This window comes from Micromonospora chokoriensis (assembly GCF_900091505.1).
In the GTDB taxonomy this organism is placed as follows: domain Bacteria; phylum Actinomycetota; class Actinomycetes; order Mycobacteriales; family Micromonosporaceae; genus Micromonospora; species Micromonospora chokoriensis.
Window position 1 is genome coordinate 3,785,306 of sequence record NZ_LT607409.1, and the last position, 22,243, is coordinate 3,807,548.

The following is a 22,243-nucleotide window of genomic DNA, read 5'->3' on the forward strand; positions in this document are numbered from 1 at the left end:
CGTCGGCGGGTCCGCACGCCCACCCTGATCCAGATGGAGGCGGTGGAGTGCGGCGCCGCCGCGCTCGGAATCCTGCTCGCCCACCATGGCCGGCACGTGCCGCTGGAGGAGTTGCGCCGGGTGTGCGGCGTGAGCCGGGACGGCTCGACCGCCGCCACGGTGCTCAAGGGCGCCCGCCGGTACGGGATGGTGGCCAAGGGTTTCCAGATGGACCTGGCCGGCCTGGCCACTGTGGCGTTGCCGGCGGTGCTGTTCTGGCGGTTCGAGCACTTCGTGGTGCTGGAAGGGCTCGGCCGCAACAAGGTCTTCATCAACGACCCGGCGACCGGCCCCCGGGCGGTGAGTTGGGAGGAGTTCGACGGGGCCTTCACCGGCATCGTGCTCACCATGGAACCCGGCCCGGAGTTCCGCCCGGGCGGCACCCGTTACCGGATGGTCCGAACGTTGGCGCAGCGGTGGCGCGGCCCGGGTTCGGCGATCGCGCAGATGCTGCTGCTCGGGTTGCTGATCGCCGTGGTCGGTCTGACCATCCCGGTGATGGCCCAGGTCTTCGTCGACCGGGTGCTGTTGCAGGAGGACCAGGCCGCGTTCGCCGGCCTGGTGGCGGCGGTGGCGGTGGCCACCGTGCTGACCTTCCTGGCCAGCCTGCTCCAGCAACGCCTGACCGTACGCGCGGAGACAGCGCTCGCCCTCGCCAGCGCCGCCCGGTTCTTCCGACATCTGCTGCGGCTGCCGCCGTCGTTCTTCGACCAGCGCCAGGCTGCCGACCTGGGTCAGCGCGTCCGCGGCAACGACGTGGTCGCCGAGGTGCTCACCCGTCGCGCGGCCACCACGGTGGTGGACACCGGCCTGGTGCTGGCGTACGGGGCGTTGCTCTGCCAGTACGACGTCCTCCTCGGGTTGTGCGCGGTGGTCCTCGCCGGGTTGAACGTCAGCGTGCTGCGCTACGTCGCCTCGACCAGGTCGATCGCCGTCGCCGGTCTCCAGGCGGATCGCAGCAAGCTGGTGACCACCGTGTACACCACGGTCCAGCTGATCGAGACGGTGAAGGCGGGGGGCGAGGAGGAACGGGCGGTGGCCCGGTTCGCGGCGCGGCAGGCCACCGTCGCCTCCCGGCAGCAGCGGCTGGGGGTGCCCACCGCTGTGCTCTCCGTCCTGCCCGCGTTCCTCGCCTCGGGGACCACCGCGGTGCTGCTCGGACTGGGCAGCCGACAGGTCGTGGCGGAGTCGATGACGGTCGGCGTGCTGGTCGCCATGCAGAGCCTGGCCGTCGCGATGAACCGGCCGTTGGGCAACCTCACCGCCCTGGGTTCCCGGTTGCAGGACATGAGCGCCGACCTCAACCGGCTGCGTGACGTGGAGCGTTACCCACTGCCGCCGGCCGAGGAGCAACCCGCCCGACCGCTGACGCCGATGGAGGGGCATCTGCGCATCGAGAACGTCACCTTCGGCTACAACCCGCTGGGCCGTCCCCTGCTGGAGGACTTCAGCCTGGACCTGCCGCCGGGGGCCCGGGTGGCGCTCGTCGGGCGGTCGGGCAGCGGCAAGTCGACGGTGGGCCGGCTGGTCGCCGGGCTCTACCGCCCGTGGACCGGTCGGGTCACTGTGGACGGTGTCGACCGCCCGGGCACCGACGACGGTCTCTGGGCGGCCACTGTCGCCATGGTGGACCAGGACCAGCGGCTGTTCGAGGGGACGGTCCGGGACAACGTCACCATGTGGGACCTCACCGTGGCCGACGAGGACGTCGTCACCGCGCTGACCGACGCGTGTTTCTACGACGAGGTCGCGGCCCGCCCGGGCGGTCTGTCCAGTCCGGTACGGGAGAACGCCCGCAACTTCTCCGGTGGCCAACGGCAGCGTCTGGAGATCGCCCGTGCGCTCGTCCGCAACCCGCGGGTGCTGGTGCTCGACGAGGCCACCAGCGCGCTGGACGCCGAGACCGAACGCCGGATCGACATGCATCTGCGCCGGCGGGGAGCGACCTGCCTCATCGTTGCCCACCGCCTGTCCACGGTCCGCGACTGCGACCTGATCGTCGTGCTGGACGGCGGTCGGGAGGTGGAGCGCGGCACCCACGAGCAACTGGTCGCCCGGGACGGCGCGTACGCGCGACTGGTCCGGGACCAGTGACCACGACGATCCGAGGAGATGCTGATGAGCGGCGCGGTGGAGGAGGACCCGGGCGGCGGCCTGATCGGCTACTGCGCCGACGGCGTACGCCAGGTCTGCCGCCTGGACGGCCCGGTGGCCGGCTGGTTGGTGACCGGCGGCGAGGCCGACCTGTTCGCGGTGCGCCGGGCCGGGATGAGCCCGTCGCGCCGCCACCATGTGGCCCGGCTGCCGGCGGGTGGCCTGGTGCCGACGTCCACCGCGCTCGGCGCGTGGCAGTTGATCCTGGTGCCGTTGCCCGGCGCGGAGTTGCGGGGGTTGCCCCAGCAGAACCTGGCCCTGCTGGAGCGGCACGCCCGTCTCGACCGGCCGGCGGACGAGGGACCGTCACTGCGGGCGCGGACCGCCGTGACGGAGATGGTCGCGGCGGTGGACCTGGTGTTGGTCACCGTCGCCGACGCGCTCCGTCGCGGGCAGGCGCCCCGGGAGGCGTCCACACTGAGCGGGCGCGAGATCGTCTCGCTGGCGCAGGGGAGCGCGCTCACCTGCACCGGGGGCGCCTGGTGGCTGCGGAGTGCCGGCGGCCAGCTGCGACGCAACGACGGCGGTCCGGTGGAGATGTCCGGGGAGCACGAGCTGCTGCTGATCGCCGAGCGGGACTGGGTGGTGGCCGAGTCGGCGTGCGCGGTGGAGAGCCACGGTAGCGGGGACCTGCTGGTCGCCGGCCAGCTCCGCTCGGCGGTCGACCAGCACATTGCCCGGCTCCTGCGCGTGGTGGAGAGCCGGATCGAGGAGGCCGACGCCGCCCTGCTGAGTGGGGTGCGGCGTCGCCGGCAGGTCGACGCCGCCGTCCTCGCCGCGGCGGCCCGCCGCTCGATCGGGGTGATCGGCGCGGGCGCAGCGGTTCCGGTGCCGGACACCGAGGCCGGTTTCGACAGGTACGGGCGGGCCGCCTCGGTGGTCCGGGTGGTCACCGAGGGCATGGGCAGCCCGGTCAACGAGCCGGCCGACCGCAGTGGCGCGGCGTTGGGCGACCGGGCCGCTGTGCACGCGGTGTCCCGAGCGTCCAGCCTGTTCCTGCGTGAGGTGCGACTACCGGAGCGGTGGTGGCGTCGGGACCTCGGGCCGCTGGTGGGTTGGCGGGTCGGCACCGACCCGGAGCAGGCCGTCGCGGTGCCGTTGGTGTTCCGGCGACGCCGCTACCACCAGGTCGACCCGGACACCCGCGCGCGCAGTCCGATCAGCGCGGCCGTCGCGGCGACGTTCGCCGTCGAGGCGACCCAGGTGCAGGCCCCACTGCCGCCGACCGCCCGGATGCGTCACCTGCTGCGGGCCGGGCTCGTCGGCGCGGGCCGCGACGTGCGTGGCCTGCTGTTCGCCGCCGCCTGCGTCGCGCTGCTCGGCCTGGGGGTGCCGCTGGCCACCGGCGAGGTGCTCGGTCAACTGGCCCGGCAGGGTGAGGTGGACGGCCTGGTCGGTTTCGTCGCCCTGATGCTCAGCGCCGCGGTGGTCGCCGGGCTGGTCGGTGTGGTGCAGAACCTCCGGCTGCTGCGGTTGGACGGCCGGTTGCAGTCCGGCGCGCAGCTGGCGATCTGGGACCGGCTCCTGCGCCTGCCGGCCCGGTTCTTCACCGGTCGCAGCAGCGGCGAGATCGCCAATTCGATGTTGGGAATCTCGTTCGTCGGTGAGGCGCTGAGCGCCTTGCTGCCACAGCTCGTCTCGGCGGCGGCGACCGTCGCGGTGACCCTCGGCATGCTCCTCGTGGTCGAACCCGTGCTCGGGCTGTGGGGGGCGGGGATCGTCGCCGTCACACTGCTGACCTTCGGCGGGTTCGCCGTGTTGATCGTCCTCCAGCAACGGTCCGCGCTGCCGGCGGAGCACCGGGCGGCGGCGATGACCAACCAGTTGCTCGGCGGCATTGTCAAGATCAAGGTGGCGGCTGCCGAAGCCCGGGCCCACGCCCGCTGGTCGGAGGTGGCCGCGACCGCCCGGGCGGCGCTGCAACGGGTCCGGCAGAGCCAGGCGGGTCTGGTCGCCTTCGCGACCGTGCTGCCGATCGCCGGACAACTGGTCCTCTTCGCCGTGCTGATGGGGCCGCTGGCCGGCCGGATCGCCCCCGCCGACTTCTTCATCCTCAACGTCGGCTTCGCGATGCTGCTCGGCGCGCTGCTGGTGCTGGTGTCGGCCGGGGTCGAGGTGATCGCCGCAGTGCCCCGGCTGCGCAGCCTGAACGACATCCTGCGCGCCGACCCCGAGGCACGGCCGGACAGGGTGGACCCGGGCGAGCTGCGCGGCGAGGTCGCGCTGCACCGGGTCACCTTCGCCTACCAGCCGGACGAGCCGCCGGTGCTCGTCGACATCGACCTGCACGTCCGCCCTGGTGAGTTCGTCGCCATCGTCGGGCCGAGCGGCTGCGGGAAGTCCACCCTGCTGCGGCTGCTGCTCGGCTTCGAGCGCCAGCAGCAGGGCGCGGTGCTCTACGACGGGCAGGACCTCTCCGAACTCGACGTGCACGCGGTCCGCCGACAGTGCGGGGTGGTCCTGCAGGACGGCCAACTCTTCGCCGGCTCGATCCGGGACAACATCTGCGGGGCCGGGAGTTTCCCCCTGGACCAGGTCTGGGAGGCGGCGCGCATGGCCGGCCTCGCCGACGATCTGGAGGCCCTCCCGATGGGGATGAGCACGATGGTGCCCTTCGGTGGTGGGACGCTCTCCGTCGGGCAGCGCCAGCGGGTGCTGATCGCCCGTGCGCTGGCTCCCCGGCCCCGGATCATCTTCCTCGACGAGGCGACCAGCGCCCTGGACAACCGCACCCAGGAGGTGGTGACCCAAAGCACCGCCACCCTGGCCGCGACCCGGGTGGTCATCGCCCACCGGCTGTCCACGGTCCGTGCCGCGGACACCATCGTGGTCCTCGACGAGGGGCGGATCGTCCAGCGGGGCAGCTACGACGAGCTGATGGACCAACCCGAGGGGCTGTTCCACCGGTTGGCGCGGCGACAGCTGTTGAGCGAGCCGGATCGGGCCGAGACCGTGGTGCGGGACCGGCAGCCGGACGGGCAGCCCGCGACGAGCTGACCGGCCGGGTCAGCCGTTGTCGATGACAGTGCCGTCCTCCAGGCACACGTCCGTGTCGAGGTGGTTCTCCAGCAGCTCCGCCACGTGCGTCTCGGCCTGGTTCTCCGCAGCGAGCCGGAACGCCTCGGTGAGCACGTTGACCACACCCTGGGTCAGTAACAGGGTCTCCCGGTCGAGGTCGGCCCAGGACGTCCCGGTGCCGCTGCGCACCAGCTCCGGCGCGAGGGCCAGCAGTCGAGCGGTGACGGCGGCGACCAGCTCGTCGGCGACCGGCCGGAGGCTGTCCAGCACCTCACTGAGGGTCTGCAGCGCCGGCACCGTACCCACCCGTACCCGGTGCAGGTCCAGCGCGGCGCGCAACGGTCGTGGTCGGACGGTGCGGACGCTGCCGTCGGTGGTCCGGCCGATCACACCGTGCCGGGTCAGCGCGTGGGCCAGCGCGGGACGGTCGGCGGTGAGCCGTTGCAGCATCGCGGTCAGACCGTCGGGCGCGTCGTCACTGGCCCGCACCCCGAGCATCGCCTCGATGGAGACCAGGTTGAAGCCCTGCCGTTGCAGGGCGAGGATCGCGTCCAGCCGGCGGACGTGGGAGTCGTCGTAGAAGGCGGCCCGGCCGTGCCGCACCGGCGGGGGCAGCAGCCGCCGGGCCTGGTGGGCGCGGATGTTGCGCGGCGACATCCCGACCTTGCGGGCGAGTTCCTCCACGCTGTACCCGGCCGGGCCGCCGGGCGTCGTCGTCACCTCGTTGATGGTCACGGTGGCCTCCGGCAGCACTCGGTGGCGGAACATGGCACCCCGTCGGAGCGCTGTCAGGACGGGCGATCCGTTGATCGCAGCCTAGGTGCGTACTCCGGGCCGTAACAGGCGAGGAATTACTACTTGTTCACAGTGATGACAGTCTCTAGAATCGCAATCCGTCGCACGCCGCTGATTCCCAATTACCCGGCTTTCGCCGCAGGGTGACCTATTCGCGGCCACATTCGATGAAATCCCCGCTCGCGGCGCAGCCCGGATCTGCCGGTGGCCCACGATGAAGCGAAACCGACGGCCCGGAAGTCCCGCGCCGCCGGGCGCCGGGGCGTCGCCGCCCGCGGCCGATCATCGAAGGGAGCAGGGGCGTGACACCTGTCGATCGTGCGGTCTTCGTGGCCGCGTACAGCCGGTTGGTCGCCGAGGTCTGGGCCGACCCGGTCAAGGAGCAGGCCCTCGACCGCGACCCTCGCGGGTTCCTCGCCGGCTACGGACTTGAGCTGCCCGAGGACGTGCAGGTCCGGGTGGTTCGGGACGTCGCCGACGCCGATCCCGACCTGGAGGTCCAGGTCGAGTCGTGGGAGTCGGCGGCCACCACCGGCACGTTTGTGCTCTTCGTGCCGTCGCTGCTGCCGGTGGCCCAGGCGGAGCTGGCGGAGGACGAGCTGGACAGCGTCGTCGCCGGCCTGGACTCCAGTTGCGCCTGCTGCTGCCCGTGCTGCTGCACCTGACACCGATGTCTGCCGCCCGGCGGCCCAAACGGCAGATTCTGATGGCAGTAACACGAAATGCTTGATTGCCGAACCTCGATCTTCTTAGCGTTCTCCACACAGAAATGACCGCTCGCCCCGCAGCGTTCCCCAGGAGAGGACCAAACGATGAGCAACGACGGACAGGAATACGGCGCGAGGTTCGTGACCAAGTATTCGGAGCTGGTGACCGCGGTGTGGCGCAGCGACGAGGAACTGCAACGCCTGCTCGCCGACCCGACCGGCTACGCCACGGCCGCCGGCCTGCCGGTCGAGCCCGGCTCCCGGGTCGAGGTCGACCGCGCCCAGCCCGCCACGCTCTACACCAAGGACCAGATCGTCTCCGACTGGGCGGGCACGCCCGGCGTGCACGTGCTGCACGTGCCCGAGGTGCCGCTGGTCGACCTCAACGAGCTGACCGAGGCCGAGTTGGAGACGGTCGCCGGCGGTGTCGCCCCGATCGCCGACAACAACGTCAACATCATCGCGGTCCTCATCCTCTGAGTTCCCCCACCACCGCCGGGAGCCTCGATGACTGACACGACCGAAACCATCGCGTTCCGATCCGGCACCTACCGGACGGCCAGCGTGGAGCAGACCTGGGAACGGGTCGGTGGGATGCTCGACCGATTCCGGATCACCCGGGTCGCCGACATCACCCGACTCGACGAGATCGGCCTACCGGTGCACGTCGCCTACCGGCCGGTCGGAGCCACCATGGCGGTGAGCGTCGGCACCGGCGCCACCGCGACGCAGTCCCGGGTCAGCGCGGTGATGGAGAGCATCGAGTCCTGGCATGCCGAGAACCTCCGGCCGGGGACCGTCGTGCGGTCCCCGGCCGCGGCGCTCGACCTGCCGTACGACGTGCGGTGGCTGCACCTGGCCGAGCGGTCGCCGGTGACCCCCGCCGTCGTGCTCGACTGGGTGGCCGGCCGTGGCCTGGTGACCGGCGCGCCCTGCCTGGTGCCACGCGCCACCATCGAACTCGACTTCACCATCCGACGGGGCTGGGACCGCGCGCTGTTCACCCCCAGCAGCAACGGCCTGGCCACCGGGAACACCTTCGCCGAGGCGAGCCTGCACGCCCTGCTGGAGGTCATCGAGCGGGACTGCATCGCCCCGTACTGCACCTCGTCGTTGGCCGAGCGCACCTACGCCGACCCGGGCACCGCCACCAACGCGATGACCCGCACCGTGCACGACGCGCTGGTGCAGGCGGGCTGCTGGGTGGAGGTCTGCGACATCACCAACGCGATCGGGGTGCCCTGCTACGCCGCGTCGATCTGGTCGGAGGACCTGCCGGTCACCTTCGGTGGCTTCGGCTGCCACGTGGACCCGCAGATCGCCGTCGGCCGGGCCATGTCGGAGGCCGCCCAGTCCCGGCTGGTCATGGTCTCCGGAGCCCGTGACGACATCGACGCCACCGCGTACCACGACGTGGGTGCCCCGCCGGTGCCGCCCCCGACCGTCGACCGCCCCGTGCAGCCGGTCCGCCGGGACCTCCCGCCCGCCGGCGACGTGACCGAGGTGCTGCGCGAGCTGGCATCCCGCGTCCAGCGGATCACCGGCGTCGAGCCGTTCAGCGTCGACCTGACGCACGACGACATCGGCATCGCGGTGAGCAAGGTGTTCGCCCCCGGCCTGCGGATGTTCGACGAGCGGGCCCTGAGTACCCGACCGGGAGTGCCCCGTGACTGACGTCGTCTTCATCGGTCCGAGCCTGCCGATCGACGAGGTCGGCCGGTTGCTGCCCGACGCGGTGGTGCTGCCGCCCGTCGCGCACGGCGACCTGCTCCGCCTGGACGTCGTCGCCGGCGACCGGGTGCTCGTCATCGACGGGTTCTTCCTGCAACACCCGCCGGTCCGCCACCGCGAGATCCTCGACCTGCTCGACAGTGGGGTGACAGTGGCCGGTGCCGCCAGCATGGGCGCGCTGCGCGCCGCCGAGCTCTGGCCGTTCGGCATGCGGGGCGTGGGCCAGGTGTTCCAGCTCTACCGCGACGGCGTCGTGACCGGCGACGACGAGGTGGCGGTGGTGCACGGGCCCGCCGAGGAAGGTCACCACACGCTCAGCGAGCCGCTGGTGAACATCCGGGTCCAACTACGCCGCGCCGTCGCCGCCAGAGTGCTCGACGACGCCGAGGCCGCACTGCTGCTGGACGCCGCCCGGGAGCTGCCCTTCCGGCGGCGGTCGTACCGCGCGATGGAGCGCTCCGCGCCACCTGAACTCGCGGCCCTGGTGGACCGCTTCGTGACCTGGCACCGGCAGGACCCCTGGGATGCCAAGGGCGCCGACGCACGGCTGCTGCTGTCCATGGCGGCGGACGACGCCCCTGAGCTGTGCCCCGCGCACGCCGGTGACCAACCGATCGACAACCTGCACACCCGCTTCCTCGACAGTTGGCGCGCCCGGTTCGCCGGGCAGTCGACCGGTGGGCACTGGGTCAGCGACCGTGAGGCCGCCGCGGTGCTGATGCTGCTGCACCCCGAGGAGCCGGCCTGGCACCGACGGGAGGTGCTGGCCGGGCTGGCCGGTGTCGACATCACCGACCCGACCGCCGAGGAACGGGCCTACGAGGTGGCCCGTGAGCGAGGACTGGCGACGGTGCTGCCGAGCGGGCACGACTGGCTGACCGACTCCGAACGCGACCTCGACGATCGCGAGGCGGTGCTGCGGGTGTTGGTGCGGGCGTTCGGCACCACGCCGCACCGGAGCCTGGCGCTGTGGATGGTCGCGGCGCCGCTGCGTACCCCCGCGCTGCTCGCCGCCGCGCGCCAGGTCGCCGCCACCGCCGCGTCGCTGAACGAGACGGTCGTCCCGCGGACGACCGGGAACCGTCGCCCGGGCGACCGGCTGCACTTCCGGACGGAGGTCGTCGACGCGTGCTTCGCCGCGCTGTGGGGCTGCGACACCGACGGGCTGGAAGCGGCGGCATGGGACCGGGGCTTCGTCGACCTGATGGCGTTCAGGTTTGCCGCCGAACCACTGGTGGCGTACGTCAAGGCGTTCGGCGCCCCACGGCTGCCGGAGGTGGCGCAGCCCGCGCCGGAGGACACCCTGGCCGCTTCAGCGGCCCGGGTCGGCTGAGGAGGAGTCGATGAGCGGCACCGTCAAGGCGGCACTGATCTACCCCCCACTGACCGATCCCACGTCGGGGTACCACTCCCTGAACTACCTCGACTCGTACGCCCGCGCGCAGGGGCACCGACCGGCGGAGATCATCGACGCCAACATCGAGGCGTTCCACCACTCGTACACCCCGGCGGCGTACGAGTGGTTGCAGCGGGAGTTGTCCCGGCTCTCCGTCGACGACCTCAGCGGCCCGGACGCGCTGATGGCCAGGGCGAACCTGCTCAACCTGCCCGAGCCCGACCCGGACCGGCTGCGCAGGTCGATCGGGGTGTTGCAGGACCCGACACTGTTCTACGACTACCGGCACTACCAGGACGCCGTCGAGGGCGTGATCTCCTGGATGGACACGCTCGGCGCGGTGGGGTTCCCCGGGCAGTTCCACGCCGGCTTCCGACTGCACCCACCGCCGATGATCTCGATCGGTTCGGTGGCGGCGCTGACCGACGAGGCGCTGCTCGGCCGGCTCAACCGACCCTTCCAGCCGTACTACGAGGACGTGCTGATCCCGCGCCTCACCGCCGGCGGTAACCAGGTGATCGGGATCAGCGCCACCTACCAGTGGCAACTGCCGTTCGCGCTCTGGATCGCCCGACTCGTCCGGCGGGCCTGCCCGGACGTCTTCCTCATCGCCGGCGGTACGGAGATCTCCGACGTGTGGAAGTGCGCCAGCAAGCCGGAGTACGTCTTCCAGGTGCTGGCCGACTTCGACGCGATAGTGGTCGGTGAGGGGGAGAGCGCGTACACGGAGATCCTGGACGCGGTCGCGACCGGCACCCTGCCGGCCGGGCACCCCAACGTCCGCCTGCACCCCAAGTACGGCCGGCAGCGTCAGCTGCCCCTGCGCTACGAACGCCTGGCGCAGGTGCCGGTCCCGGACTTCTCCGGCCTGCCCTGGGATCTCTACCTCAGCCCGGAGAAGTTCGTCTACTACTCGCCGACCCGAGGCTGCTACTGGAACAAGTGCACGTTCTGCGACTACGGCCTGAACACCGACGGACCCACCAGCCCGTGGCGGCAGGACACCGTGGACACGATGATCGCGGACGTCACCGAGCTGTCGAAGTTCGCCAAGTTCATCTACTTCTCGGTGGACGTGCTCGCTCCCGCGACCATCCTGCGTTTCGCCGAACGGGCCGTCGAGCAGGGGCTCGACTTCCGCTGGGGCGCCGAGATCCGGCTGGAGAAGTACTGGTCGGATGAGCGGTGCGAACTGTTGCGGCGCAGCGGCTGCGTGGCCATCTCGGTCGGCTTCGAGTCCGGCAACCAGCGCATCCTCGACCTGATCGACAAGGGCACCAAACCGGAGCAGGTACGCCGCACCATGACCGCGATGACCAAGGCCAACATCGGCGTACAGATGATGGGCTTCACCGGCTTTCCGACCGAGACCCGCGAGGAGGCGCTGGACAGCATCACGTTCCTGCGCGAGAACCCGGACCTGTGGACCCTCGGCGGGCTCGGCGACTTCATGCTGACCCCGGGCGCCATCGTCGCCAAGGAGCCGGACCGGTTCGGCATCACCAACGTGCGACCGGTGGAGGGCTCGGACATCGTCCGGATGCTGAAGTACGACGAGCCGGTGACCGAGGCGGCGCAGGAGGAGGTCGCGCAGGCCAAGGCCGGTCTCAACCCCGGGCACTTCCACCGTCCGTGGCTGGGCAGCACCGACACCCCGCACACGTTCTTCTACCACGACCGCTACGGCACCGCGGTACGCGGCGTGCTCGCCCACGACCGGGTCCGGCACGACACCGACGACCAGACCCAGTTCCTCGCCAACGGCACCTTCGTGGACCGCGACGACGAGCAGGTCTGGGAGGCGTACCGGCGGATCCGGTCCGACGACCAGGACGGCGTCCCGGGCGACCTGCCGGCGGACCGGCACCTGTTCCGGCGGGCCGACGGCCAGGTGTACGCGCTCAACCGCAGCAGCCGACTGTTCCTCGACCTCTTCACCGCGCCGCTCACCCTCGCCGACGCGCAACGTCGGCTCTGGATCGTCGAACCGACGGTCGCCGACCGGGTGTGGCGGACCTTCATCGGGCAGCGGCTGATCCGCCGCCACCAACTGCCGAGCGAGGCGACGCGGTGACCCGACCGCCGAAGATGTGGCACGCTTCTTGCAGAGCACGAAGGCGGCTGGTCCTCCGCTGTGCGGCGTGATCAAGTGATGAAAAGTAGGTCAGAAATGGCTCTGCGAACTATTTTTCATCACTTGATCATGTAAGTCCGTCGGTGCTCGGCTCAGGCGTGCAACCACGGCACGTCGCCGTGGGCGTGCTGCATGGCGACCGCGGTGTCAGCGGACGATGACGAGGTTGGCCATGTCGACGACCGGTCGGTAGCCGAGGGCAGCGTAGATCTTGTTCGAGGTCGGGTTGGCCTGGTCGGTGAACAGGCAGACCCGTGCGCCCTCCGCCTGGATCTGCCGGGAAACCTCGGCTACCGCGTTGCTGGCCCAACCACGGCCGCGCTGGCTCGGCGGCGTGTACACCGGGCCGACGCGTGCCACACCGAACGACGGTGGGTTGGCACCGGTGAGATGCACCGGCTGCCCGGTCTCGTCGACCCAGAACCACAGCCGTCCGGCTCGAAGGCGGCGCAGCAGCTCGTCGCGCTCAGGCGCGTCGTGCGTACTGGTGCCGCGCTGTCGACCCGCCTGTTCGTCGGCGTCGCCCGTGAACGCGGTGTACCACCGCGCGACCAGTTCCAGGTCGTCCTCGGTCGCGACCACCAGGCGGCCGGGCACCGGTGGCGGGCAGGTCAGCTCGCCGAGCTCGTGCAGCCGCATGTGCTGCGCGACCTGGGCTCGACCCCCGAGGAGTCGGGTCAGTTCGGTGGCGAACAGGTCGACGGTGGGCAGGGCCCCGTTGACAGCGAGCACCTCCTCGTCGCGCTCGTGCAACGCGTGGGCCAGCGCGACGGCCGCCTCGTCGGGCATGGGCAGCAGGTACGGCGGATAGGGGGCATAGGGCGTCGTACGCATTCCGGCGCCGACCACGGCGCCGGAGTCGTCGACGACCGCCAGCCACCAGTCGCGGTCCGACTGCGGAATCCCCGCGCTACGCTGCGACAACAGCCGGTGCGTGTGGGTGGTGACGATGGTGCAGCCGACCGGATCGGCACGTAGGTAATCGTCCGCTACCGCCAGGAACTCTCCAGGGTCGGTGAAGAACCGCAGCCGCAGGCCGGCCATCCGGGTAGCGCTCATCCGCGTACGTTAGCGACAGCGGTGCCACATCAACGCGGAATTTCGCGTGACCCAGGACCTGCCGATCCGACGCAGTCAGGAGCCGCCGACACACTGCGTTCGGAGGTCCATCGTGGAGTTAAGTGCGGTGTACCGTCGCCGCATGACGGTGCTGCAGGAGTTTGTCGCCGCTCTATCCAGCGGCCGGATTCAGGTTGTCGACCTCACCGCTCCACTCTCGGACCAGACCCCGATCCTGGGTCTGCCCGAGCAGTTCGGCCAGACCTGGCCGTTTCAGCTCAGCGAGATCAGCCGGTACGACGACAGTGGTCCGGCCTGGTACTGGAACAACTTCTCGACCGGTGAGCACACCGGCACCCACTTCGACGCCCCGGTGCACTGGGTCACCGGTCAACAGGGCGCGGACGTGTCGCAGGTGCCGGTGAGCCAGCTGATCGCCCCGGCTGTGGTGATCGACCACGCGGCCGACGCCGCCGCCGATCCTGACTTCCTGCTGGAGGTCGAGCACGTCAAGGCGTGGGAGGCGGAACACGGTGCCCTGCCCACCGGTGGCTGGTTGCTGTACCGCACCGGCTGGGACGCGTACGGCGACGACCCGCAGCGGTACGCGAACGGCGGTCGTACCCCGGGCATCTCTGTGGAGTGCGCGCGCTGGCTGGCCGAGGAGTCGCCGATCCAGGGCGTCGGGGTGGAGACGGTCGGGACCGACGCGGGCGCCGCGCACTCGTTCGACCCGCCGTTCCCGTGCCACTCGTTCCTGCTCGGCCAGGACAAGTACGGCCTGACCCAACTCCGTAACCTGGCGCAGTTGCCGGCGACCGGCGCGGTGGTGATCGCGGGACCACTGCCGATCGTCTCCGGGTCCGGCAGCCCGTGCCGGGTCCTCGCCCTCGTCGAACGGTAGGAGCGGGCCACCGATGCGGGTAGCCGAGGTGGTCGGGCGGGTTCTCTACGAACACGGCGCTCGGTGTGTCTTCGGGGTGGTCGGCAGCGGCAACTTCCACGTCACGAACGCGCTGGTGGCGGCCGGCGCCCGGTTCGTCGCAGCGGCTCACGAGGGTGGCGCGGCGAGCATGGCGGACGGGTACGCCCGCACCTCCGGGACGGTGGGCCTGCTCTCCGTGCACCAGGGCCCGGGTGTCACCAACGCGATGACCGGCCTCACCGAGGCCGCGAAGAGCCGTACCCCGATGGTGGTCCTGGCCCCGGAGGCGACCGCGCCCCGGTCGAACTTCTTCATCGACCTGCCGGGGCTCGCCGCCGCGGTCGGGGCCGAGTTCCATCGGGTACGCGCGGCGCACGCGGCGGAGGACGCGAGCGCGGCGTACCGGGCCGCCGCCCGGGGTGCGACAGTGGTGCTGGGCCTCCCGTTGGAGGTGCAGGGAGCGGCTGTCGAGCCGTGGTCCGGTCCACTCCCTGTGGCCGCGTCGGCCCCGGCCGTCGAGCCGCAGGTGGAGCCGTTGCTGGCCGCCCTGCGAGCCGCCCGCCGGCCGGTCTTCATCGCGGGTCGGGGTGCTCGGACCGCCCGGGAACCGCTGACCCGGCTCGCCGACGCCTGTGGCGCGCTGCTCGCGGTGTCGGCCGCGGCGAAGGGCCTGTTCGCCGGAAGCCCGTGGTATCTCGACGTGGCCGGCGGCTTCGCCACCCCGCTCGCCGCCGAACTGATCGGCACGGCGGACCTGGTCGTCGCGTGGGGCAGCACGCTGAACATGTGGACCACCCGGCACGGCGAACTGATCCCACCCACCGCGGTCGTCGTCCAGGTGGACCACGACCCGGCCGCGTTCGGGGTGAACCGCCCGGTCGACCTGAGCGTGGCCGGTGAGGTGACGGCCGTCGCCGAGGCGGTCCTCGGCCGGCTGGACGCCGACACCACGGGCATCGGCGGCTGGCGTACGCCGGCGTTGGCCCAGCGGATTCGCGACCACGGCCGGTGGCGGGCCGTGCCGTACCGGGACGAGAGTGACGAGTCGACGATCGACCCGAGGACGCTCTCGGTCGCCCTGGACGACCTGCTGCCGGCCGACCGGACGGTGGTGGTCGACTCCGGCAACTTCATGGGCTACCCGTCGATGTGGCTCGACGTCCCGGACGTGGCCGGGTTCTGCTTCACCCAGGCGTTCCAGTCGGTCGGGCTCGGCCTGGCCAGCGCGCTCGGCGCGGCGGTTGCCCGGCCGGACCGGCTCACCGTCGCCGCGGTCGGCGACGGCGGTTTCGTCATGTCCGCCACCGAGCTGGTGACCGCCGTCCGGTTGGCGTCACCGCTGCTCGTGGTGATCTACGACGACGCGGCGTACGGCGCCGAGGTGCACCACTTCGGCCCGGACGGTCACCCGTTGGCGACGGTCACCTTCCCCGACACCGACCTGGCCGCCGTCGCCCGTGGTTACGGCTGCGACGGGGTGACCGTCCGGACCGTCGACGACCTCGGGCCGGTGAGCGAGTGGCTCGCCGGTTCCCGTACCCGACCGCTGGTGGTCGACGCCAAGGTCCGCGCCGCGCGGGGGTCGTGGTGGCTGGAGGAGGCGTTCCGCGGCCACTGAGCCGTCACGTGCCTCAGTAGGGCTGTTCGAGCTGGTGATGTCGACCGGTCTCCAGGTGCGAGATGTCGCCCTCGGAGTCGAGGGCGGCGACGAGCTGTGGGGGTACGCGCGGCGTCGAGCCCCGCGTACCCCTGGTGTCGGCTCAGCCGGCGACGGAGCGGAAGACCGGGTAGTAGCCGCTGGTCTGACCGGCCGCGGTCGGGTGGTAGGAGACACCGATGTTCGTGATGTTGAGGGCGTGCAGCCACTTCTCGCCGTAGCTGCACAGTTGGTGTCCGACGAACTGCGAGCGGACGTCGGCGAAGGTGAAGCCGGCGGCCTGGGCAGAGTTCTTGATGATGTCGTCCACCAGGTTGATGCCCTCGTTGATCTTCGCGCGCGAGGTGGCGCTGAGCCCGAGGCACGTCGTGCCCAGTTGGTAGAAGACCGGATAGCCGACGACCACCACCCGGGCCGAGGGCGCGCGGGTGCGGATTCCGTTGTAGACGGTGGCCAGCAGGTTGCCGAGGTCGGCGCGGGCCTTGTTCTCGGCGGCCTGGACGGCGTTGACACACTCGGTGGTTCCGTACAGCACGCAGGTGGTCATGATGGTGGCGAACCCGACGTCGTTGCCGCCGACCGAGACGCTGACCAGGGTGGTGGTGGCACTGAGCGCGCTGAGTTGGGTGTTGACGACGCTCGTGGTGGTGGCGCCGGAGCAGGCGACCGAGCGGTACGACGCGGGTCGCACGTTGGCGTTGTACAGCGCCGGGTAGGCGTTGGTGCTGCGTTGACACGACCCGCTTTCGGCGGTGTAGCTGCCGGCGCCCACCCCTGAGGAGTAGGAGTCGCCGAGGGCGACGTAGTGGTCGGCGGGAGCGGCCTGGGCGGGCGCTGCCAGGGTGAGGGTGGTGCCCAGGGCCGTGGCCAGGCTCAGGGCGAGGGTTACCAGACGGGATTTCCGCACGTCGCGCTCCGATGGGGGTAGGAGGTTCGGTGTGGAATAGACAACACTAGATATTGCTGGTGAATAACCCCTAGTCAGGCCCCCTCACCCGCAGTGGCGCGTGGCGAGACTCAGTCGGAGCGCCGAGCCGTGTGCCCGACTGTCGCGGGGCTGGTGCCCAGATCGACCCCGGTCGGCGCTGGCGAGGCGTGGCCCCGCCGCGCGTCGACGGCGAGCAGGGCGAGAGCGGTCAGCGTCAACAGCCCGCCGACGAATGCCAGTGGGCGCGCCCCCGAGGTCGACAGGAGAGCACCGCCGAGCAGTGAACCACCGCAGATGCCGGCGTTGAACGCGGTACTGACACCGGCCGAGGCGATGTCGGTGCTACCCGGCGCGAGGTGCAGCATCCGGTTCTGCACGCCGGAGCCGAACGCCGCGTAGCCGAGACCGATTCCGGCGAGGAGAACCACCACGCCGGGTCGGAGCCCGCCGAGCGCGTACAGACCGAACAGCGAGGCGGTGCCGATGCTCAGCGGCGTCAGCATGGAGACGATCGGCCAGCGGTCCAGGGTCCGCGCCGCCGCCAGGGTGCCGACGACGCCGGCGGCGCCGGAGACGAACAGCAGCGGTGCCAGCATCGCGTCGCCGAAGCGGCTCACGTCCAGCAGGAACGGTGTGACGTACGTCTGCAGGGTCATGAAGCCGCCGATGCCGAGCGCCGTCGCGATCAACAACCGGAGGAAGCGTCGGCCGTCCGGTGCCGTGCCCCGGGCAGCGCCGCCGGCGGCCGGGGGATAGGAGGGAAGGAGGACGACCACCGCCGCGGCGGTGACCAGACCCACCCCGGCCAGCACCGCGAACGCCACCCGCCACCCGGCCTGCTGCCCGAGCCAGGTGCCCAGGGGCACGCCGAGCACCGGGGCGAGCGTCGCCCCGGCGGCGAACAGCGCCACCACCCGGCCGCGCACCGCGACGGGGAACGGCCCGGTCACCGTCGCCGTGGCGACGGACCAGAACAGCGCCTGGGCGAGGGCGGTCACGAGACGGGAGCCGGCGAGCACGTCGTAGGTCGGGGCGAGCGCGGCGGTGGCGTTGCCGGCGGCGAACAGGAGCATCGTGACACCGAGCAGGTGACGCCGGGGGATCCGCTGGGTCAGCCGGGCCAGCGGTACGGAGGCCAGCACGACCACGATGGCGTACCCGCTGACCAGCAGACCCACCTGGGACCGGGAGCGGTCGAGGTCGGGAGCGATGTGCGTCAGCAGGCCGACGGGCAGCAGCTCGGTGGTGATGAACGCGAACGCGCCGAGCGAGAGTGCGACGAGCACGGCTCTGGCCCGGCGCGGTGACACCTCCGGCGTCATGGGCACCCCGTTCCTGGTCACCGTCGTCGCGGGTCCACCCCGCCCTCAGCCGGTCGGGGAAGGATCGTCCGCCCGTCGGCGGAGTTCACGCAACACACCGTGCCGGCGCAGAGCCCACACGAGACGCCGGACGCTGCGGTGCCGCACGAACAACACCGCCGCCCGGTGGATCACGCCGACGCGGTTGTCCTCCATCTGGTCGTCGACAGCCTGCCAGATCAGCTGGCGCGCCCGCGCGCTGTCCAGCACCGCCCGCAGCTCACGCCGTACCGCCGGATCCTCGGCGGCCGAGGCGATGGCGGCAGCCTGACCCGGTCGGGCCGCGAGGGGTTCCGTCATCGCCCCGACGAGCGGCCGGCGCACGTCGTCCTCTTCGAGCAGCAGCAGCACCGCCTCCCGGATCTCGGTCGTGTCGAGACCGGACCGCAGCAGGCCCAACAGGCTGCGCTCGACCTCGCGGTCGTGATCCGGATCGGACAGTGCGGCGAGCAGCACCGCCACCTCGTCGAGGTCGACGAGGTGGCGCACGCCGTCGCGGAATTCCGGCAAGCCCCAGGCGATCCGCAGAGCCGTGACGAGATTGCGGTTCATGACCCATCGGCTACCCCCGCGTGGCGACCGGCGAAACCCGACGGGCCGTCCGCCCTCACGCCGCACACCGTCTGACCTCTGCGAGAGGATCAGCACTCTGCCTACTGGCTGCGAACCCGACGAGGAGGTGGGCGACGACATGGATCTGGAAGACATCTACCGCGCCGAGTACGGGCGCTGCGTCGCCACAGTGGTCCGCGTCCTGGGTGACATCGACCTCGCCGAGGAGGCGGTCCAGGACGCCTTCGCCATCGCGCTTGAGAAGTGGCAGGTCACACCGCCGAACCCGGGCGCCTGGATCGTGACGACAGCCCGCAACCGGGCGATCGACCGGTTGCGTCGGGAATCGACCCGCGAGGCCCGACACGCCCAGGCGCTGCTCCTGAGCCAACACGACGAGCCGCACGAGGTGGGGCCGGTGAAGGACGATCAGCTGCGGCTCATCTTCACCTGCTGCCACCCGGCGCTCGCCCCCGACGCGCGTACCGCTCTCACGCTCCGCCTGCTCGGCGGTCTCGACGTACCGGAGATTGCCCGGGCGTACCTGGTCCAGGAGACGACCGTCGCCCAGCGGATCGTGCGTGCCAAGCGGAAGATCCGCGACGCCGCCATCCCCTACCGGGTGCCGGCCGCACACGAGTTGCCGGACCGGTTGCCGCCCGTGCTCACGGTGCTCTATCTGATGTTCAACGAGGGCTACACGTCCACCGCCGGGCCGTTGATCAAGACCGATTTGTGCGCCGAGGCGATCCGACTCGCCCGCGAACTGGCCGCGCTGATGCCCGACCAGCCGGAGGTGGTGGGTCTGCTCGCCCTGCTGCTGCTGACCGAGGCACGCCGTGCGGCGCGGCTCAGCCCCACCGGCGACCTGGTGCTGTTGGCTGACCAGGACCGGTCACTGTGGGACCGGGGACTCGTCGCCGAGGGCCACGACCTGGTCCGCCGATGCCTGCGGCTCGACCGACCCGGGCCGTACCAGATCCAGGCCGCGATCAACGCTGTGCACACCGACGGCGCCGCCACCGACTGGCGGCAGGTCCTGGCACTGTACGACCAGCTTCTCGCGCTCACGCCGACCCCGGTCGTCGCGCTCAACCGGGCGGTCGCCGTCGCCGAGGTGTACGGGCCGACGGTGGCCCTGGCCGCGCTGGAGGAGGTGCACCTCCCGGGCTACCACCGGCTGCCCGCCACCCGCGCTGAGTTGCTGACCCGGCTCGGCCGCGACGCCGACGCCCGTGTCGCCTACGACGAGGCCCTGGCGCTGGTCACCAACGAGATCGAATGCGCCCACCTGCGGACGCGCCGCGCCGCGCTCGCACCCACAGGCTGACGTGCACCCTCGCAATCCGCGACAGGGCGCCGCGCCTCAGGCCCTAGGCGGCCACCGTGTTCCGTGAGCCAGGGCCTGTGTTCCACGTGTCGCCCCGCCGATGAGGTCCGGGCGGCAGCCGGTGCGGCCGGGGAACGCCGGCCGCACCGGCTGCCCGGTGGTGGTCCGCCGTCACGGAGGGGACGGTTCGACGGCGGACCGGAGGGGGGAACGGTGCCTCGGCGGGCGAGGCTGGGGACGGGAGCGCCGACTCAGCTGCCGTGGACCTCCAACTCCCACAGCGAGTAGCCGTACGCGGGCAGGGCCCGTTGGGTGCCGTGGACGCGCAGGTAGCGACCGGTGGCCGAAATGGCGATGTCGTCCACACCACCGTCGCCGGTGGTCGTGGTGTGGACCGTCGACCAGGTGGCGTTGTCCGGGGAGACCTGGATCTGGTACGTCCGTGCGTACGCCGCCTCCCAGGTCAGCCGGACCCGGTCCAGGGTGCGAGACGCGCCGAGGTCGTCCACCCGCCGGACCTCGATCTTGCGGCCGCGGGACTACCGGCGATCACCACCCACACCCGCCTGTACGCCGTCGAGACGCCGTTGGTATGTTCCCGCTCATGAAAACCGTTTTCGTTAAGGCGGGGCTGTGTCTGGTGCTGGCCAGCGCGGGATGCGCCGACGCTGGAACCGCCACACCGGCCGCGCAGAGCCACCTGGCCGCCCCGATCCACCTGACCAACTGCGGGCTACCCGTCAGCGTCACCGCGCCACCCCAGCGGGCGATCGCGCTGGAACAGAACGCCACCGAGATCATGCTCAGCCTCGGTCTCGCCGACCGGATGATCGGCACCAGCTACCAGACCGACCCGGTGCTTCCCGACCTGCGCCAGGCGTACGAGAAGGTGCCGGTGCTGGCGAAGCTCTATCCGTCGCGCGAGGCGGTCCGCGCGGCGAACCCGGATTTCGTCTACTCGACCTACACCTCCGCGTACGCCCCGGACGCCGCAGGTCCACGTGCCGACCTGGCCACCCTCGGTGTACCGGCGTACCTCTCCGAGTTCGCGTGCGAGAAACCGGCGGACGCGACCCAGACGGTCACCTTCGACGGGATCTTCGAGGAGATCCGCGACATCGCCAGCGTCTTCGGAGTTCCGGAGCGGGCCGAGAAGGTGATCCACGACCAGCAGAGTCGTCTGGACGAGGCCCGCGGCGCGGCGCCGACGGCCGCGCCGGGCGCCGGCCCGTCACTTCTCTGGTACTACTCCGGCACGAACACCCCGTACGTGGCCGGGCACGGCGGAGTTCCGGACGCGATCAGTTCGCTGCTGGGTGTCCGCAACGCGTTCACCGATGCCAGCCAGAAGTGGCCCGCCGGCAACTGGGAGGAGATCGCCAAACGAAATCCGGACGTGATCGTGCTGGCGGACCTGACCAGGGGCGGCGACGGCGACAGCGCCCAATCGAAGATCGATTTCCTGCGCCGCAACCCGGTGACGTCGAAGCTGGACGCGGTGGTCGCCGGACGTTTCGTCACGGTGCCCGGCTCGTCGATGGATCCGTCGGTCCGCAGCGTCCAGGCGGCGCAGCTGGTCGGCGCCAGCCTGCACGGGACGGCCCGATGACCCCGCCGACCGGCACCGACGTCGTCGCGCTGGACCAGTCGGCCGCCCGGCGTCTACTCGACCTCTGGAACGCGCAGCAGTCCGCCTATGTGGCCCACCGCGACCTGCGGTTCGATGCGATGGCCGACGTGGTGCGACTGCACTGCCCGGAGGATCTCACCATCCTGGATCTGGCCTGTGGTCCCGGTGCGATCAGCGACCGGATGCTGGCCGAGTTTCCACTGGCCACCTCCGTCGCGGTCGACTACGACCCGATCCTTCTGCAGGTGGCGCGGCATGCCGTGGGCCGGTACGCCGGGCGGGCCGAGGTCCACGACGTCGACCTGGTGGTCGACGGCTGGGAGGAGGCGCTGACCGGACGGCAGGTCGACGCCGTGCTCACCTCGACGGCACTGCACTGGCTCGCGCCGGAGCAACTGCTGCGCGTCTACACCACAGTGGCGCGGCTACTGCCCGCCGGTGGCGTGCTGCTCAACGCCGACCACCTCCGCTACGACGAATCGGCGCCCGCCCTGCGCGACATCGCCCACCGGCATGACGCGCAGGTGCAGCGGGAGACTTTCGCCGCCGGAGCGCTCACCTACTCCGCGTGGTACGCCGAGGCGGCCCGACATCCGGAACTGGCCGGGCTGACCGCCGAGCGGGATCGGCGGTTCGCCGACCGGCCGCCGCAGGCCCCGGCCTCACTGGAATTCCACCTCGCGGCCCTCCGCACGGCAGGCTTCGCCGAGGTCGGCACAGTCTGGCAGTACCTCGACGACTACGTGGTGTTCGCCCGTCGATGACGCCACGAGCCGCACGATCCGCCGTCTCGGCGAGCAACTCGCCCGCGTCGAGGCGACGGGACT

18 protein-coding genes are annotated in these 22,243 nt (G+C 71.4%); 12 read left to right on the forward strand and 6 right to left on the reverse strand.

The window, feature by feature from the left end:
- Positions 1–33: 33 nt before the first annotated feature.
- A complete protein-coding gene (locus tag GA0070612_RS17590) occupies positions 34–2,133 on the forward strand; it encodes an NHLP family bacteriocin export ABC transporter peptidase/permease/ATPase subunit (RefSeq protein WP_197699167.1) in 2,100 nt (699 codons plus the stop codon).
- A 24-nt stretch (positions 2,134–2,157) separates the two neighbouring features.
- Entirely contained in the window at positions 2,158–5,190 is a 3,033-nt protein-coding gene (locus tag GA0070612_RS32130; RefSeq protein ID WP_197699168.1) for an ATP-binding cassette domain-containing protein, read from the forward strand.
- Between the two features lie 9 nt (positions 5,191–5,199).
- On the opposite strand, the gene GA0070612_RS17600 is transcribed toward GA0070612_RS32130, so the two are convergent.
- Positions 5,200–5,979 (reverse strand): MerR family transcriptional regulator, encoded by a 780-nt coding sequence (locus GA0070612_RS17600; protein ID WP_088988888.1) that lies wholly within the window; start codon positions 5,977–5,979, stop codon positions 5,200–5,202.
- Between the two features lie 329 nt (positions 5,980–6,308).
- Here GA0070612_RS17600 and GA0070612_RS17605 point away from each other — a divergent pair, with 329 nt between their 5' ends.
- The 5 genes from GA0070612_RS17605 to GA0070612_RS17625 all read left to right on the forward strand — a co-directional run bounded on the left by GA0070612_RS17605 (position 6,309) and on the right by GA0070612_RS17625 (position 11,914).
- Positions 6,309–6,671 carry a hypothetical protein gene (locus GA0070612_RS17605; RefSeq protein ID WP_088988889.1) on the forward strand — a complete coding sequence of 121 codons (363 nt, stop codon included), beginning with the start codon at positions 6,309–6,311 and terminating at the stop codon, positions 6,669–6,671.
- 147 nt (positions 6,672–6,818) lie between these two features.
- Entirely contained in the window at positions 6,819–7,193 is a 375-nt protein-coding gene (locus GA0070612_RS17610) for a class IIb bacteriocin, lactobin A/cerein 7B family (protein WP_088988890.1), read from the forward strand.
- 27 nt (positions 7,194–7,220) lie between these two features.
- The gene (locus GA0070612_RS17615) at positions 7,221–8,387 is read left to right on the forward strand and encodes a YcaO-like family protein (RefSeq protein WP_088988891.1); all 1,167 of its coding nucleotides are present in this window, start codon (positions 7,221–7,223) and stop codon (positions 8,385–8,387) included.
- Positions 8,380–9,777 carry a TfuA-like protein gene (locus GA0070612_RS17620; RefSeq protein WP_088988892.1) on the forward strand — a complete coding sequence of 466 codons (1,398 nt, stop codon included), beginning with the start codon at positions 8,380–8,382 and terminating at the stop codon, positions 9,775–9,777. Before GA0070612_RS17615 ends, GA0070612_RS17620 begins: the two co-directional genes overlap by 8 nt.
- 10 nt (positions 9,778–9,787) lie before the next feature.
- A complete protein-coding gene (locus GA0070612_RS17625; RefSeq protein WP_088988893.1) occupies positions 9,788–11,914 on the forward strand; it encodes a B12-binding domain-containing radical SAM protein in 2,127 nt (708 codons plus the stop codon).
- A 207-nt stretch (positions 11,915–12,121) separates the two neighbouring features.
- Here the strand turns inward: GA0070612_RS17625 and GA0070612_RS17630 are convergent, their stop codons facing one another.
- A complete protein-coding gene (locus GA0070612_RS17630) occupies positions 12,122–13,033 on the reverse strand; it encodes a GNAT family N-acetyltransferase (RefSeq protein WP_231924224.1) in 912 nt (303 codons plus the stop codon).
- A gap of 142 nt (positions 13,034–13,175) precedes the next feature.
- On the opposite strand from GA0070612_RS17630, the gene GA0070612_RS17635 reads away from it, so the two are divergent.
- Positions 13,176–13,937 (forward strand): cyclase family protein, encoded by a 762-nt coding sequence (locus tag GA0070612_RS17635; protein ID WP_088988895.1) that lies wholly within the window; start codon positions 13,176–13,178, stop codon positions 13,935–13,937.
- A gap of 13 nt (positions 13,938–13,950) precedes the next feature.
- On the forward strand, positions 13,951–15,576 hold the full coding sequence (locus GA0070612_RS17640) for a thiamine pyrophosphate-binding protein (protein ID WP_088988896.1): 1,626 nt from the start codon (positions 13,951–13,953) through the stop codon (positions 15,574–15,576).
- 142 nt (positions 15,577–15,718) lie between these two features.
- On the opposite strand, the gene GA0070612_RS17645 is transcribed toward GA0070612_RS17640, so the two are convergent.
- The 3 genes from GA0070612_RS17645 to GA0070612_RS17655 form a co-directional block, all read right to left on the reverse strand.
- Complete coding sequence (locus tag GA0070612_RS17645; RefSeq protein ID WP_088988897.1) at positions 15,719–16,522, reverse strand: SGNH/GDSL hydrolase family protein; 804 nt, start codon at positions 16,520–16,522, stop codon at positions 15,719–15,721.
- Positions 16,523–16,632: 110 nt separating this feature from the next.
- Entirely contained in the window at positions 16,633–17,865 is a 1,233-nt protein-coding gene (locus GA0070612_RS17650; RefSeq protein ID WP_088988898.1) for an MFS transporter, read from the reverse strand.
- A 45-nt stretch (positions 17,866–17,910) separates the two neighbouring features.
- Complete coding sequence (locus tag GA0070612_RS17655; protein ID WP_088988899.1) at positions 17,911–18,456, reverse strand: hypothetical protein; 546 nt, start codon at positions 18,454–18,456, stop codon at positions 17,911–17,913.
- 139 nt (positions 18,457–18,595) lie between these two features.
- On the opposite strand from GA0070612_RS17655, the gene GA0070612_RS17660 reads away from it, so the two are divergent.
- Complete coding sequence (locus GA0070612_RS17660; RefSeq protein ID WP_088991574.1) at positions 18,596–19,786, forward strand: RNA polymerase sigma factor; 1,191 nt, start codon at positions 18,596–18,598, stop codon at positions 19,784–19,786.
- 251 nt (positions 19,787–20,037) lie between these two features.
- Here the strand turns inward: GA0070612_RS17660 and GA0070612_RS17665 are convergent, their stop codons facing one another.
- A complete protein-coding gene (locus GA0070612_RS17665) occupies positions 20,038–20,295 on the reverse strand; it encodes a discoidin domain-containing protein (protein ID WP_231924225.1) in 258 nt (85 codons plus the stop codon).
- 95 nt (positions 20,296–20,390) lie between these two features.
- On the opposite strand from GA0070612_RS17665, the gene GA0070612_RS17670 reads away from it, so the two are divergent.
- Positions 20,391–21,395: an ABC transporter substrate-binding protein gene (locus GA0070612_RS17670; RefSeq protein WP_088991575.1), complete on the forward strand. Its 1,005-nt coding sequence runs from the start codon at positions 20,391–20,393 to the stop codon at positions 21,393–21,395.
- The gene (locus tag GA0070612_RS17675; RefSeq protein ID WP_088988901.1) at positions 21,392–22,180 is read left to right on the forward strand and encodes a class I SAM-dependent methyltransferase; all 789 of its coding nucleotides are present in this window, start codon (positions 21,392–21,394) and stop codon (positions 22,178–22,180) included. The genes GA0070612_RS17670 and GA0070612_RS17675 overlap by 4 nt, the downstream gene beginning before the upstream one ends.
- The last annotated feature ends 63 nt before the right edge of the window (positions 22,181–22,243 follow it).

Bases quoted from the DNA above. Each gene is read 5' to 3' on its own strand.
- GA0070612_RS17590 (WP_197699167.1), top strand. From the start codon at position 34: ATGGAGGCGGTGGAGTGCGGCGCCGCCGCGCTCGGAATCCTGCTCGCC.
- GA0070612_RS32130 (WP_197699168.1), top strand. From the start codon at position 2,158: ATGAGCGGCGCGGTGGAGGAGGACCCGGGCGGCGGCCTGATCGGCTAC.
- GA0070612_RS17600 (WP_088988888.1), bottom strand. From the start codon at position 5,979: ATGTTCCGCCACCGAGTGCTGCCGGAGGCCACCGTGACCATCAACGAG.
- GA0070612_RS17610 (WP_088988890.1), top strand. From the start codon at position 6,819: ATGAGCAACGACGGACAGGAATACGGCGCGAGGTTCGTGACCAAGTAT.
- GA0070612_RS17615 (WP_088988891.1), top strand. From the start codon at position 7,221: ATGACTGACACGACCGAAACCATCGCGTTCCGATCCGGCACCTACCGG.
- GA0070612_RS17625 (WP_088988893.1), top strand. From the start codon at position 9,788: ATGAGCGGCACCGTCAAGGCGGCACTGATCTACCCCCCACTGACCGAT.
- GA0070612_RS17630 (WP_231924224.1), bottom strand. From the start codon at position 13,033: ATGAGCGCTACCCGGATGGCCGGCCTGCGGCTGCGGTTCTTCACCGAC.
- GA0070612_RS17635 (WP_088988895.1), top strand. From the start codon at position 13,176: ATGACGGTGCTGCAGGAGTTTGTCGCCGCTCTATCCAGCGGCCGGATT.
- GA0070612_RS17640 (WP_088988896.1), top strand. From the start codon at position 13,951: ATGCGGGTAGCCGAGGTGGTCGGGCGGGTTCTCTACGAACACGGCGCT.
- GA0070612_RS17650 (WP_088988898.1), bottom strand. From the start codon at position 17,865: ATGACGCCGGAGGTGTCACCGCGCCGGGCCAGAGCCGTGCTCGTCGCA.
- GA0070612_RS17655 (WP_088988899.1), bottom strand. From the start codon at position 18,456: ATGAACCGCAATCTCGTCACGGCTCTGCGGATCGCCTGGGGCTTGCCG.
- GA0070612_RS17660 (WP_088991574.1), top strand. From the start codon at position 18,596: ATGGATCTGGAAGACATCTACCGCGCCGAGTACGGGCGCTGCGTCGCC.
- GA0070612_RS17670 (WP_088991575.1), top strand. From the start codon at position 20,391: ATGAAAACCGTTTTCGTTAAGGCGGGGCTGTGTCTGGTGCTGGCCAGC.
- GA0070612_RS17675 (WP_088988901.1), top strand. From the start codon at position 21,392: ATGACCCCGCCGACCGGCACCGACGTCGTCGCGCTGGACCAGTCGGCC.